Genomic DNA, 15,203 nt, shown 5'->3' on the forward strand with positions numbered 1-15,203 from the left:
TTTTTGTTATCTTATGAACAGCTGGCATTAAGGTCTTTCGTAAACTAGTGACATCGGTACAATGGCATCAACTACTTTATCGTGGTTTGATATAGGGTTTAGTTGCCCCGCTCTCACTTGAGTGGTGGCAACAGCGTCAATAATAGGACTGCCTGACGACTCAAGCACTTGCACCTCAGTGATATGACCATCTGTATCAACGTGCAGCTCCAGCATGACGATAAAGACATCGCCCAATTGACGATCAATATTACGCCATATCAGCGATGGAATACTGGTACTAGGTTCCTTCCCATTACTCCAACTGCCATACTCTGCAAGAAAGACTGAGTCTTCCTTAACCTTATCTTCTACATCTTCTACCATGTCTTGGTTGTTTTCTTGCTCTTCAGCTTGATCAGCAGCCATTACTAGCATATGGCTGAATGCCTCATAATCAGCTTGCCATTTTTCTTGCTCGGCGCGCTTTTGATTGGCTTGTTTAGCAGCTGAACGTTTTTGTACGGCTTGATCGCGATTAAACTGCTCTGTCACGCTACGTATCATGTCAGACAGATTATCCTCTTCTTTATCTTTTGTACTGACTGTTTGATTAGAGGCGCTCACTACTTTTCTAGATTCTGTTATGGTCAGTTTTTGTACCGATGACAGATTGGTGGGCTGCATTTCTGTGTCAGATTTCTCTTTGGACAACTCCGTACTTTTTACGGTAGTCGCTTGTTTTTCTTCTACTTTGGTTGTGATTGGCTCAATTGACTCTGTCTTTAAGTCTGTAGAAACCTCTACCTTTGGCAATGGTTTGGCGGGTTCAACTTTTTCTATTGGTTCAGTTGGTAACTTTTTAGGAGGTAAAGGTTCAGGTGATATAGGCTTGCTCTGGGATTTTATGTTAGGTAAATTTTTAGCCGGTTCAGCTAACATTATCAATTCCAATTGAATGGCTTTTGGCCTATTTTTCGTATTGATAGGCGGCGGGCTATCTAGGGACATCATCGCCCACACAGTGACACCATGCAGGACAATAACCACAATGGTGATCCAAGCTGTAATAGGACGAGTAAAAGGATTGGGTATCATAGTACTTATTAGAATACTCATTAAAAACAGACCTGTATATGGGTTTTTTAATGAGTACTTGGATGATCCACAAGTTAAATGTAAAGCTAGCTGTGCTAGAGATCATCTCAGACAGAGCAATTCGACTTCGCGACCGGCTTTTGTAGCTATACATACCTCTTTATTCTTTTTCTATGACCGCGACCATAAATATAGATAGATACACCACTACTCATTACCTGTTATTCACTTATATCAATATAATTTCATATATATTCATATTACTGGTTGTATAGCGGTCATCTGTTAGTTATCCTTTATGCAAGCATTGTTATTCTCAAATCTGTGCTTTATCAGCTTTAAATCATATCAACGTTTTATTCATTATAATAAGGTTGAGCCATATGAACGACATATCTTTAGCAGGGACAACGAACACCCTACCATCTAATGCAGCCAATGAGATTTCTAAGTTAGCAATCCTATCTAGAGAAGAGACAGAAAATACTAGAAAGGTTGCGCCAGCCGTGGTCAAGAAGCTTTCTGAGCTATCTTTTTTTAGAATGGGGCTACCAAAGTCTTTAGGGGGATGGGAAGGGAATCCCGTAGAAACTCTAAAAGCTTATGAGACGTTAGCAAGCGCTGAGGCCTCGGTTGCTTGGATCGTTTGGAACAACCATTTGGCCTGTACGTTCGGTCGATTTTTGGACGAGTCCAGTATGAAAGAGGTATACAGCGACCCCTCTCATATTTATGCCAATTCTGCCCGCCCCGAGGGTGTGGCGCACACAGTTGATGAGGGATACTTGGTATCTGGGCAATGGACGCTTGTATCTGGGTGTCAGCTGGCAGATTGGTTTGTATTACGTTGCTTAGTCATTTCAGAAGGTTCGCCTACCAGCCTAGGACCGGACGCAAATTTGAAACTATTTTTTATTCCAAAAGAAGATGTACAAGTCATTGATACTTGGCATGTAGGTGGCTTAAACGGTACAGGTAGCCACGATATCGTCATAAAAAAGGCATTGGTAAAAAAAGAGTATGTTGTTGATTTCGATAGTCCCGTAGCTTTAGATAACGCCTATAGTCGCCTACCTATCGGTTGTATCAACGCTGCGGGCTGTGCTGCAATGTCCTTAGGTGTTTTAAAAGCAGCCATGGATGACTTAATTGATATGTGTCTTGAGAAAGTGACGCCCGGTAAGAGCCCAGATCTACGCGACCGTGCAACCGTACAAGCCACTATTGCGAAGAGTAAAACATTATTGGCATCTAGACGCTTACAGCTGCATCATAGTGTTGAAACATTATGGGAAGAGTCACAGCAACAAAAACCTTTTAGTGACGTGCAACTTGCTGATGTATGGGCAGCAGCTTGCGAGGGGGCAAGAGAAGCCAGATCGATAGTATCTGAGATTTATGCCGTTGCTGGTACCGCCTCATTATATAAAAAACATAAGATAGAAAGAGCGCATCGAGATATTCATGCGATTTTACAGCACGGCATCATTCAACCCCATTGGATGAATCAAGCAGGTATGGCTTATGTCGGATTAACACCAAATGGGGCAATGTTCAGAGTATAAGAACAGCTTTTGCGATAAACAGTAACGCTTGTAAAACAGATATTACAAGCGCTTGTTATTGCTCAGTCGCTGCGTAGAAACCAAACAAACTATTGATAATGACTGATTACCCATAGCTTCATTGTATTGAAAACCTATTCTTCACCCATAAAAAAGCAAGACATTGGATGTCTTGCTTTTTTATAGTCTATCGATAACTACAGTTGAAAGGCTTTGTTAATCAAAATGGAAGCCTGCACCAACTGCGCCGCCTACGTTACCTTGAGTATCTGCCGTACCATTTACTTTGATAACCCAGCGACCGTCATTAGATAACTTAGAGAAACCAATTGCTACTGCGCTCTCTCCATTATAGGTACCAACACCGCCACCGATCAATGACTTACCTGCGATATAAGCCTGAGGCATTGCTGACATTGCCATCGCAGCTGAGATACCTGCGTTTGCATCATCTTCTACTTCGTCGATTTTGTAGCCAAGATCGCTCATATTGTTATTGAGTCGACTATCAAGTGCACTAAGCTGACTGTAGTTGACAGCATCTGTTGCCTCGACACCATCGGCAACACCAGTCATACGCTGATTGCCTGCATATAAACCTTGAGCGGTCATACTTGGGCCATCTTGCATGGTGATGCCACTACTATTGATAACCGTATTGCCAGCCGTCACACTATCAACGCTGATATTACCATTCAAATCAAACTTGATACTACTACCCTCTGCGGTGGTGGTGATGTTATTACCACCTGTGAAGCTTAGGACACTTTCATCTCCAACTGGCTTGTTGATGGTAGCGCCACTATCAGCACCAAAGTTGAGGCCGGCATCGAGCCTATCCGTGTTGGTCTTGATGTTGGTAGTGTTGGTCGTGATATTGGTGGTATTGGTCATGATATTGCTAGTATTAGTAGCAATGTTTGAGGTGTTGACCGCAATATCAGTTGTGTTGTTGGTGATATTGGTTGTATTGACCTGTACGTTTTCATTGATTTCTATCGTGCCTTGTCTAATAGAAGCAATCGCACCATCGATATTACTTTGACCAGTTCCACCAATATTACTGTTGGTAAAAGAACCATCGTCAGGATTATAGACCGTGTTGCCACCGATGATGCTACTGATACCAGTGCCTTGTGCATAGAGCTGACTACCGTTGATAGCATCTTGGCTTTCTGCAGTCACTTCGCCGTTTTGGACATTGGTAACCTTGTTATCAGCGGCATCAATACCACTTTTTGTGATACTAGGACCACCTGCAATCGTGAGTCCATTATCATTGATAGTCGTATCGCCAGCTGTGACGCTAACGACGCTGATATCTGGATTTAGATCAAAGCTAATATCATTAGCGCCAGCAGGTACAGCAGCTAGGCGTGTATTAGCATCAAGAGCAGCCCCATTATTGACTAAGGTTCTAGATACTTTGATATTGCCGTCTCTGCTATTAAGATCAATTGCATCTCCTTGTCTTACCTGAGTAGCAATATCACCTTGAGCAGTGATATCCCAACCTCGATCCAAGGCAATGGTCACTTCTCTTAGTTGCCCGACGTTTACAGCATCAGAATTTAGCTCGCCTCTGCCAACATTGCGGATAGTGTTGCCGCCGTTATCGAGGCCAGTGCTGCTTAGTCTGACGGTTCTACCCATGCCATTATCAACAAAGGTAAAACCTGTGCTATTCATGATGCTATTGCCTATTTGCATACGACCTTCGTCGCCCAAATCTAACTGATTGTTGAGCTTAACTTGGACACCCGTTGCAGAAGCTGTGGTAGTCAGATTATTATCACCAGTAATATTGATCGTATCGCCTAGCGCAAACTGCTGGTCGTTGTCGCTATTGCCATCACCAATTTTGATACCTTTGGCAATTTCGTTATTGGTCGTTGTGAGCTGTGCAAAATTGACAGCATCAGTTGGCGCAATACCTTCACCAACCTTGATAATTCTGTTGTTACCATTATCAAGACCTTCGTTGCTTAAGGTAATGGTCTGATTAGGACCATCAGTGATGGTGACACCTGCATTGTTAAGCACCGTGCTTTCCATTCTCACGCTACCATTTTTACCAAGTATTACATCTTCAGCCAATTTAACGTTTAGACTGCCTTCTTCATCAGCGACCACTCCGATGTTATTCTCAGTCAGCTCTGTCGCGCCTCCTTGGATCGTTAAGGTTTGACCTAACTTACGATTGACGACAACTGCGGTATCGTCTCCGGTAAAGTCCAATCCCAAGTCGACTGTACTGTTGGTTGCATTCAATTGTCTGACATTAACGGCATCTGTATCGTCTTCACCATCAGCAACCTCAGTGATTCTGTTGCCGCCATTATCAAGACCCATGCTGCTCAGTCTAACCGTGCTACCGCCAAGGAAGCTGACACCACCTGTGTTCAACAAGGTATCCCCTGTGGTAACACTAGTAAAGGTGACATCTTCTGCTGTCGAAACTTTAATACCACCATCTTCAGCACTAAGAACGATGTTGTCTCCTGTGAGGAAGTTAGCGGTGTTGTTCGTTTTATTCAGTGTTTTAACCTCATTGCCGTCTATCTGAGTGACCACCGTCTGTAGCGCATTGTCAGCGTTTACCAAGCTGTTTTTGCTAGACTCGCTTAAGTCCACTTGGTAGTCGGTTATGTTGGTCGCGTCTTTGGCACCCGCTGTGATAGTCACGGCGGAAGAGCCTGCTGAAGCAGTAACGCCATCGGCATTGACGGTGTAGACGTCTTGACCGTTCTGACCTGTAGATTTCACAACACCAGCCACGTTAGTACCTGCGGCAACTTCTGTTTTGGCAGCGGCAGATGCACTATTAAGCTGACTAACATTAACGGCGTCTTTAGCCTGTACGCCATCGTCAACATTAATAATTTTTTTATTACCAGCATTGATACCACCCGATTTGGTCACGCTTGGGCCGCCGATAATATTGAGTCCATTACCAGATAGAAGGGTCGTAGAGAGAGGGCTTGAGACTGCTACACCTACACTGCTAACGGTTGTGTTAATCAACCCATTACCTGTTCTGACACCTAAGCCATCTACAGTCGTACTAAAGTATGAGTTACCTGTTGTTAGACCAGAACGATCAAGTGTCGTTGTGCTACCTAGTCCAAAAGGAGAACTTGAGCCCATTTCTACGCTACCGTTATCGCCTAGATCTAGGTTGTTGTTAAGCTCGAATGAGACGTCATTGCTGTTTGCTGTTTTAGACACCCTAATGTTGCTGTTTTTACTATTGAAGTCAACGGCTTCACCTGGTCCTACATTACTTGCGGTAGTGCTGTTACCTTGTGCACTGATATCCCAGCCTTTGTTAGCAGTTTCTATCACACCATTTAGCTGTCTGACATTGACAGCGTCATCTAGTTCACTACCATCAGCCACCTCAGTGATTCGATTGCCGCCGTTATTAAGACCCATGCTGCTGAGTCTGACGGTGCTGCCACCTAAGAAGCTCACACCACCTGTACTGAGTAAGGTGTCTCCTGTGGTCACACTAGTAAAGGTGACATCTTCTACTGTCGCTACTTTAATATCACCATTCTCATCGCTGAGAACAATGTTCTTACCACTAAGGAAGTTAGCAGTGTTGTTATCTTTGGTCAGTGTCTTGACGTCTTCACCATCAATTTGAGTGATGACCGTCTGCATAGCGCTATCAGCTTTTACTAGGCTGGCTTTGCTGTCGGCACTTAAGTCAACGGCATAGTCAGTTATGTTGGTCAACTCGTCTTTTTCATTAGCTGTGACTGTGACGGCAGAAGAGCCTGCTGAAGCTGTGACGCCATTTGCATTGACTGTATAGACGTCTTGACCGTTACTACCTGTAGACTTCGCAACATCAGCCACGTTAGTACCTGCGGCAACTTCTGTTTTAGCAGCGGCAGATGTGCTATTAAGCTGACTGACATTGACGGCATCTTTTGCTGAGACACCATCTGCGACGTTAACAATCTTCTTATTACCAGCATTGATACCATTAGATTTAGTAATACTTGGACCATTGATCATGCTTAGACCATCACTGGTCAATGTTGCATTAGATAATGGGTTTGTACCCGTTACCGTCACACCAACCCCGCTAACCGTCGTTACACCACCCATTGCTAGACCACCTGTGACCATGCCAAAGCGATTAACCTGAGTTCCGCCAAGGATATTACCTGTGCTGACGCTACCATTACTACCTAGATCGAGGTCGTTATTAAGCTTGACTTCGATTTTGCCATTTCTCACTCTTGTGTCGATATTGTCATTAGAGCCGACGACTTCTACTGCTTGACCCAATGACTTTTGTACGGTATCACCATCAGCAGCTTTCAGAGCGAAGCCTTTATCGACTTTAGCATTGGTTTCAAATAACTGGCTTCCATTCACTGCATCGGAGCTATCTTCGCTTATTTCGCCTGCAGCGACGTTAGTCAGTGTAACGGGGGTAGTTGAACCTATGTTACCTAGTGTCACACTGGTTTTGGCTAAGTTATCATACTGCACTGAATTATCTGCTTTGATTAGACTGTCTTTAGTGCCTTGGCTTAAGTCAACTGTGTAATCAGTCAAATTACTGGCATCCGTCGTAGCACTTACGTCTATAGCTGTAGAACCTGCTGAGGTTTTAGAACCATTAGCATTAACGGTATAAACATCTTGCCCTGTAATACTGTCAGTTGAAAAGTCCACGCTGGCGACATTGGTGCCTTTGACTACTTTGGTTCTAGCAGCGGCAGATGTGCTATTAAGCTGACTGACATTGACGGCATCTTTTGCTGAGACACCATTTGCGACGTTCACCACTTTTTTATTACCAGCATTGATACCATTGGACTTAGTAATGCTCGGACCATTGATCATACTTAGACCGTCACTAGTCAACGTCGCATTAGATAATGGGTTTGTACCCGTTACCGTCACACCAGCACCACTAACTGTAGTAACACCACCTAATCCTAGACCACCTGTGATTATGCCCAAGCGATTAACCTGAGTACCACCAAAGATATTACCTGTGGTGACGCTACCGTTATTTCCTAGATCAAGATCGTTGTTGAGTTCAAATGAGACATCATTACTGTTTGCTGTTTTGGAGACAGTAATGTTGCTGTTTTTACTATTGAAGTCAACTGAGTCGCCAGGTTCTACCGTACTTGCGGTAGCACTGTCACCTTGTGCACTGATATCCCAGCCTCTATTAGCTGTTTCTGTGACCACTTTTAGCTGAGATACGTTTACTGCATCAGTATCTGCTGAACCACCTGCAACGTTAACGATACGACGTTCGCTTCCAACAGCTCCTACCGAGACTGTGCCATTATTGGCATCAGCAGCAACGTTGGTTAAGAATGAGGCACCGCTTTGTACTGCACCAACAGAGTTTTGACCTAAGGCCACGCTGTTTATAGCATTGGCACTAGCACCTTTACCGAGTGCCACACCGCCTTGCGCTTTAGCTTGGGCATCAAGACCAATTGCAATGGTGTCATTGGCAGTCGCTTTTGCTTGATAGCCTATCGCAACCGCACGACTTGCGCTACCGTTTGTGGCTCGCTGCCCTATCGCAACTGAATTAACCCCGGCTTTTGCATCTTGACCACCTGCAAAACCATTGTATGAAGATCGTGCGCCTTCACCAATGACGGTCGCATTTGAGTTCCCAAATGCATTCTCCCCAACCACGGTTGAGTTACTACCGTTTGCATTGGCATTAGAGCCAACGGCAAGCGCATCAGTGCCTGTTACTGACGTAGTGTATGGCTGTGTATTGCTAGAGCGGATAGGGAAATCAATACCAGCAACGACAGTATCTAACGCTTTTAGCTGAGATACGTTCACTGCATCACTATCTTGACTACCTGCTGCAACATTTACGATCTGACGGTTTCCACCATCCTCTCCTGTACCAACCGATACAGCACCGAGCGTTACACTCCTAGTAGATTCAATCATTAATCCATTCGCTGAGGTTGGAACAAATACTTGTCCCTGTGCACCAGTAGCAGCACGGTTAGCGAGCGACTTGGAGCCTAAAGCTACACCATCCTCAATATTACCAAATGCTCCTGCACCCAGAGCCACAGAACCATCTTTGCTCGCTGATGCACCTATACCAAAGGCAGAAGACGCAACACCAGATGAAGAGGACTGCACACCAATTGCGGTAGATAATGCGCCTTCAGACAGCGCTTTTGCCCCAATGGCTATGGAAGCGGCACCTGCAGCTTCAGTATTTCTCGCATAATACGCTGGCTCAACAAGATCTCGACCAGTATAAGATTTAAACACTGTATTAACGGTACCTGTATTTTTGCCAATGTTAGCTGTGCCATCAAGGTTTGCTTCAGATGCCGCATTTAGATCATCGCCACCAATGGCAATAGATGAGCCGCCTCTTGACACCACATTAGCACCAATTGCAATGGACTGCTCACCTAGTGCAGCAGTATTCTGTCCACTTTCACCACTACCAATTGCAATGGCTTGCCCGCCAGTAGCACTAGCATTACCGCCCATCGCCATAGCATTGGGTCCGGTTGCGCCATCGTTATTGGCATTGCCAACAGCTGTTGAGTTGACACTATAGTACTTGGTTTTGTTAGCGGCGACTGCATTGTTCAGATCACCGATGTTTGCTGCATTGGAGTCATTACCCACACCACTTGCGACGTTTGTAATTTGATTGCCGCCATTATTTAAACCAGTGTTGCCCAGTACGACGTTATTAATCGGATTGCTTGCTGTAATCGTAATACCTGAATTATCAACCAAAGTATCACCTGTTTTAAGACTACCATCAGCGCCTAAATCAACAGTTTTATCGAGCTTTATCGTCAGTGATTTATCCCATTGATCAGCCGTGACGCTTATATTCTTAGTATTTGAGTCGCCAATGACTGTCTCGCCACCTTGAACTGTCAAAGTTTGATGATACAACGGATTGGTATAAATCTTAGGTGCTGGATCATCTCCAGCGAAGTAAGTACCAACTGCATTTGCTTGCATACCAAAACCAGCCGCCAATAGCCCAAGGCCCATGGCACTTAAGCGTAATGTCTTGATAACAGATATATTGGATGTGGTATTGATAGTAGCGTTAGAGCTAACACTAGATTTGGAAGATTTGCCACGCCCTTTTGCATATTCACCGACTGCGGTAAAACAATTTAAGGCTTCATTCCAGATGACTTTGTAGATGCGGTTCATGATGTGTACTCCCTTACAGATTTGTCAGATTTAAAAAATCAGAGGTAAAATCCATCTTGCAAGAGAGTCGATATGACGAAATAAAACGAGTTATGAGCTTGTTACGATAAAACCTTGTTTAAATATTGCTGATATTAATGTTTGAGAAATAAGACGTTTTGTTTTGTAAGTTCTGTATCACTCTCTCTATATATTAGTATTACCGAATATATAGAGAGTAACAATACCGTTCATCCGGCATATTATACCGTTCGTCCATTATATTCATATAAACAAATATATTTATGATGATAAATGGATATATGTGCTTATAAATATTTCCCGTCCCGATTTACGAGTTTTATTTTAAAATTTCTTTTAATATTACCGTCTTAATGTTCATAAAATATGAGGCATCAATCCATGAAAAATATCTACTGCTACGTTAAGCTTTTTCCTTATGATAAATTTTATTATTTAATCGGTAGTACTATTTGCACTATCAACCCCTGTATACCGTCCTGTCGATTGTAGGCATTGATATGTCCTTTGTGTGCCATGACTACAGCATGAACAATGGCCAGCCCCAACCCATAACCGCCCGTGTCACGATGACGAGCCGTGTCGAGACGGACAAATGGCTGAAAGATGCGCTCTAAGTCATCGTCAGCGACGCCGCCGCCCTCATCCGTGATGGTAATCTGAATCGCAGGCATCTTATTATCTATCTGCACCGCTTTCATCTCAGCGCTGACTGTTGAGCCCGCTGCCGTATGCATAAAAGCGTTGCGAACGACATTCTCAAGGGCACTGTGCAGCTGCTCTTGATTGCCTTGTACTGTCCAAGCGCTTTTTAAATCATTAGAAAATGAATATTCAGGTGGTTGCCACTGCCATCTGACCTCTTTATGCTGAAACTCAAAACACACATCCTGCCCGATATCACTGATAATCTCGGACAAATCGACAGCTTCACTCTCCAAATTATCAATCGTATATTGCTGCATTTGTAGGGACTGAATATGAATAATTTGCTCAATTAACTCATTCATCCGCGCAGACTCTTTGTCAATACGGTCTAAATAACGATGAGCGTTGGGTGCAAAATCACGAGTCAGCTCAGTTGCAACATCGAGACGCGCGAGCGGTGAGCGCAACTCATGCGAGATATCACTGAGCATCTGCTTACGCGCCAGCTCACTATCAGCCAGTCTCGTTGACAAATGAGCCACGTCTTTAGCCAGTAATCCCAGCTCATCATCACCCATCTTTGACAGCGCTGGATTGGCTTGATAATCCCCATCAATCATACGGTGCACGGTACTCTGCACACGTCCAATACGCTGAGTCAACGTACGGCTAAGCCAGACACAAACCAACACACTAAAGGCTATAATCAATAGTAAACGTATGGGAAAATTACCATGCTGTAGCTCTACCACATCTGCAAAACGTAGATGCGGGCGCAACTGTATGATGACTGATTGTCCATCAGGCAGTTCAACCGAGATATCTGCCAGCTCAGGACGAGTATCGATGTCCGCTATCGCAGCACTGCTCGACATTATTGGTTTTAGGATTTCGTGCAAAACAGAAGGCTGTTTTGTGGGTATATCATCATTCAGGTTGCTTGGTTTATTGTTATCGTAAGCTCTAGGTGGTTGCTGCATAGCACGTTCCATCGACTGCTGCCCGCTCTGCCCACGCCCTTGCGTGCGCTCGTCTCTGTCCCGATAACGCGGAAATATAATAGCGCCCTGCTCATCGTAGACTCTAATTTGACTCATGAGGCGTCGATCTTGACGATACATCTGCCTGACAGCTATCAAATCACCCACTCGCAGCGCATCGACCATCTCTTGACGCTGAATTAATAGACTCTCAATTTGTATGTCCATACGAGCCGTTAGCTCTTTTTCAGCCAGCCAGCGCTCCACCATAATGGATAACAGTGAGGTAATTAGTATCGTCAGTAATAGACTTAGGAATAAACGCCAAAACAGCGTAATTCGCACTTTGAATTTCGGTGCTTTGATGGAACTACTGGAATTTTGCATCGACGATTTCATGATTAGAGCACCAGTTGATAGCCTTTACCACGTACCGCTTTTATTGGTTCGTCATGAAAAGGCTGAAGTTTTTTGCGCAGGCGAGACACGTGCACATCAAGGCTACGATCAAAAGGCTGCAACTCGCGCTGCAAGACATTCTCTGACAGCCATGCTTTGCTGACCACTTCCCCTTTTTGCTTGAGCAGCGCCACGAGTAAGTCAAACTCTGTTCCCGTCACTTGTAGTGCTACACCATCTATTTCACAAACACGCTGGTTTTGATCAAGATGCAAGCGACTCTCTGGTAGCGGCGTATGCTCAGACGTGGTCGTGTTGGTACGCTTAATCACGGCATTGATACGCGCTAGTAGCTCGCGGGGGTTACAGGGCTTGGTGATATAATCGTCAGCGCCCAGCTCCAAACCAATAATACGATCAATCTCCTCACCCTTTGCCGTCAGCATAATCACAGGGATATCACTGATATTTGGCAGTTGCCGCAGCACACTTAGCCCATCTATTTTTGGCATCATGATATCGAGGACGAGCAAATCATAAGCAGAATCATCATGCGCCACCGCTTTTAATCGTTGTATAACCGCTGCACCATCATGGACACAGTCGCAATGAATACCATGGTTGTGCAAATACTCTTGTAGTAACTGAGTCAACTCTTCATCATCATCGCCTATCAATATATTTGGCACACTCACCTCCTTTCCATGATTTTAACTGGCTTTCATTCGTTTACTTGCCCATATTATCAGGCAAGCGCGTGTCAATTCGCTATAAACGTTACCTTTCTTAATACTTCATAAATGTTCGTAACCTTTAACTGCCGTAAGATAGCTTCTATCAACCGCAAGACCTGCACTTTTAAGACGACTAATCACAACGATTAATAGCGCTTAAAACGCGATGCTTGCAAGATAAGACTTTAGTGTTTACTTAACCAAACTCACTGTAATTAAAGGATGTCATCATGAAAAAATTATTATTGGGCTCAGTATTAGCAGCTTCTAGCGTATTTACTGTGACAGCATGTTCTAGTGTCAATGCAGCCTCTGACACCGCGCCAATGAATCAAATGCAAAAGAACCATAAAGACGGCGCCATGAGAGGCCCAATGTCAAAACTGGATCTAACAGCGACGCAGCAAGCGCAAATCAAAGCCATCATGCAGGAAAAACATGGCGATCGTACTGCTGACCGTGCAAAAAACCAAGCAGAACGCGCACAAATGGAACAACAAATACAAGCACTGACCAATGCAAGTACATTGAACAATGCGGCGGTAAATCGTTTGGCCGATCAGCAAGCGGCAAAAGCAAAACAGCGCTTTATTGAGCGCGTCCAAACGCAGCATGCCATCTCTCAGGTGTTGACCGCTGAGCAGCGTGCAAAAATGGAACAGCTCAAATCAGAAAGACAAGAAAAAGGTCGTAAGCACTCAAAAGATCGTAAAGGCCATGGCAAACCACATCATCAAGGTATGTAACTTGTTGTTAGCCGCCTGTCACTAGCCATCTGAGCGGTGCCCATAACCACTTATGAGATTTTAGTGACTTGCATAGAAAAATAGTGATTTGCATAGAAAAAGCGCATCGTATGAACGGTGCGCTTTTTTAATATAAAATCGTTCTACTCAAAATTCAGTGAGTCTAGCTGTTAATTACCCAACTATTAACTACTCAATCGCATCAAAGCGAGCTTTCGCCATTGGCAATATAGTAAAGATCATTTTACCCACTGCTGTTCCATTACCATCGCGATAATATTGCAACAGCTCAGGGCCGTATTCTCGCATATCAATACTATTACTGGCGTTCGGTGATCGAACATTACTTGGCAGATTCGGAAATGCCTTGTCTTTGCTATTAATAGCAGAATACTGCTGCAAGACATCTATTGTCATACTTTTATCTGACGCAGTTTTGCCAGTGTTATCTAATTGGCGGTGCAGATGCTGCCATTTGAGCTGACCACGTTTGTCAAATCCATATAGCTCTTCTACTGTGGCGTTTGCATCGACTTCAGATTCTGTCTTGTCTTTATCATTTATTTGAGCATTTATCATAGCTAGTATTGTTTGTACCATCGCTTTACTAGTGAACTCCTTTGAGCTTTGAATCGTCTCAAAGGCTGTCATAGGCTCGGCTTCTTTTACCAGCTCTGGATATTTTTGGCTAATGCGCTTATAGAAGATTTGCAGATAATTTTGATAATCGTCTTGATAGCTATCAAAACTTTGTACTCGGCGAATCACTTGGTCAGTTGAGAGCATTGCTGATAGCTGATGCGCAGGCAACTTGGGAGACAGCGATGCAAGCGTATTAGGCGCGACATAGTTAAACTGGCTAACAGGCGCCGCCTCATAAGTCAGATCCAACGCAGCAAAATGGCTTTTTATCACCTCACTACCGAATTCTTTAGGGAGCGTTCCATCATCAATCGCTATTTTTAGCCATTTGTTTTGCCATTTTGTACCGAGCTTATCGTCTAATAGCTCAGAATTGAACATCGCAAAGTTATCTGCCCATAGGTAGATATCACCATTTTTCATGTCGATGTAGACAGGCTGATTGATACTGCTATGATGATTGCGCGCTTGATACTGAGCGCTGGCGAGCATCGTCGCCTTGCCTGCCATGGGCTGATAGATGCCTTGAGCATTGATAGACAACGGTTTTAGCAAGTACTCATCTAGCAGTTGCGCTTTTTTGATATCTAGCGGCTTTGGTTTGTCTTCATAGTTGTCAAATAGTGCCTGATAATCTGGCGCAACCTTAACATCACTATCATACTGATGATCATCCCATGCATGGTAAGCATCGACGCACTCAAAATAAGTCTGTTTGAGAGCATCACGCTTGTCATCGTAATCCACAGCTGAAATATCTTCGTTTTGTTTTTCTGCCTGCATGATCAATGCCGCATAGGCTTGGTCATGCGCCTCTTCGCAATGTGTATCCACATAATCTGATGCCACTATTTGCGTGCCAGATGTCGCCGTACGCTGCTGATGGTTACTGATCTCGATATTACTATGGTAGCTGAACGATTGGCGGCGCTGTTTTTGTAATGCAGTCGCTAATGTCTTTTTAGCGGTGCTAGGTGATTGCTTAACGGTCAATGCATTTGACTGGTTCAAATTGGCAGATTGACAACCCGTTAAAAGTAATGCTCCTGACAGTAATGTACTGGTCAATAATAAGTAATTTTTCATCATAGATGACAGACGTAGTGTAAGCGTTTGATGTGCTGTTTTCATTTTTTATCCTTAATAGACATATGCGTAAATGCGATCAGATAATGCGAC

At 44.0% G+C, this 15,203-nt stretch carries 7 protein-coding genes; 2 read left to right on the forward strand and 5 right to left on the reverse strand.

All coding sequences use genetic code 11. The features are described from left to right. Positions 1–27 precede the first annotated feature (27 nt). Positions 28–1,098 carry a TonB family protein gene (locus ACHUET_RS04065; RefSeq protein WP_394210883.1) on the reverse strand — a complete coding sequence of 357 codons (1,071 nt, stop codon included), beginning with the start codon at positions 1,096–1,098 and terminating at the stop codon, positions 28–30. A gap of 362 nt (positions 1,099–1,460) precedes the next feature. Between ACHUET_RS04065 and ACHUET_RS04070 the strand changes: the two genes are divergently transcribed. Further along, complete coding sequence (locus ACHUET_RS04070) at positions 1,461–2,642, forward strand: acyl-CoA dehydrogenase family protein (RefSeq protein WP_394210885.1); 1,182 nt, start codon at positions 1,461–1,463, stop codon at positions 2,640–2,642. 216 nt (positions 2,643–2,858) lie between these two features. On the opposite strand, the gene ACHUET_RS04075 is transcribed toward ACHUET_RS04070, so the two are convergent. The 3 genes from ACHUET_RS04075 to ACHUET_RS04085 form a co-directional block, all read right to left on the reverse strand. Beyond that, entirely contained in the window at positions 2,859–9,854 is a 6,996-nt protein-coding gene (locus tag ACHUET_RS04075; RefSeq protein WP_394210886.1) for a YadA-like family protein, read from the reverse strand. Positions 9,855–10,306: 452 nt separating this feature from the next. Continuing rightward, positions 10,307–11,890, reverse strand: coding sequence for a sensor histidine kinase (locus tag ACHUET_RS04080; protein WP_394210888.1), 1,584 nt, complete (start codon positions 11,888–11,890; stop codon positions 10,307–10,309). Between the two features lie 14 nt (positions 11,891–11,904). Continuing rightward, positions 11,905–12,591 carry a response regulator transcription factor gene (locus ACHUET_RS04085; protein ID WP_201603076.1) on the reverse strand — a complete coding sequence of 229 codons (687 nt, stop codon included), beginning with the start codon at positions 12,589–12,591 and terminating at the stop codon, positions 11,905–11,907. 275 nt (positions 12,592–12,866) lie between these two features. On the opposite strand from ACHUET_RS04085, the gene ACHUET_RS04090 reads away from it, so the two are divergent. Continuing rightward, entirely contained in the window at positions 12,867–13,382 is a 516-nt protein-coding gene (locus ACHUET_RS04090; protein WP_371531426.1) for a Spy/CpxP family protein refolding chaperone, read from the forward strand. A 189-nt stretch (positions 13,383–13,571) separates the two neighbouring features. Here the strand turns inward: ACHUET_RS04090 and ACHUET_RS04095 are convergent, their stop codons facing one another. Next, positions 13,572–15,155, reverse strand: coding sequence for a hypothetical protein (locus ACHUET_RS04095; protein ID WP_394210890.1), 1,584 nt, complete (start codon positions 15,153–15,155; stop codon positions 13,572–13,574). Positions 15,156–15,203 lie beyond the last annotated feature (48 nt).

Origin of the sequence: Psychrobacter piscatorii (assembly GCF_043641605.1) — a bacterium.
GTDB lineage: Bacteria > Pseudomonadota > Gammaproteobacteria > Pseudomonadales > Moraxellaceae > Psychrobacter > Psychrobacter piscatorii_C.

Coding starts and splice junctions, on each gene's coding strand:
- ACHUET_RS04065 (WP_394210883.1), bottom strand. CDS start 1,098: ATGAGTATTCTAATAAGTACTATGATACCCAATCCTTTTACTCGTCCT.
- ACHUET_RS04075 (WP_394210886.1), bottom strand. CDS start 9,854: ATGAACCGCATCTACAAAGTCATCTGGAATGAAGCCTTAAATTGTTTT.
- ACHUET_RS04095 (WP_394210890.1), bottom strand. CDS start 15,155: ATGAAAACAGCACATCAAACGCTTACACTACGTCTGTCATCTATGATG.
- ACHUET_RS04080 (WP_394210888.1), bottom strand. CDS start 11,890: ATGCAAAATTCCAGTAGTTCCATCAAAGCACCGAAATTCAAAGTGCGA.
- ACHUET_RS04090 (WP_371531426.1), top strand. CDS start 12,867: ATGAAAAAATTATTATTGGGCTCAGTATTAGCAGCTTCTAGCGTATTT.
- ACHUET_RS04070 (WP_394210885.1), top strand. CDS start 1,461: ATGAACGACATATCTTTAGCAGGGACAACGAACACCCTACCATCTAAT.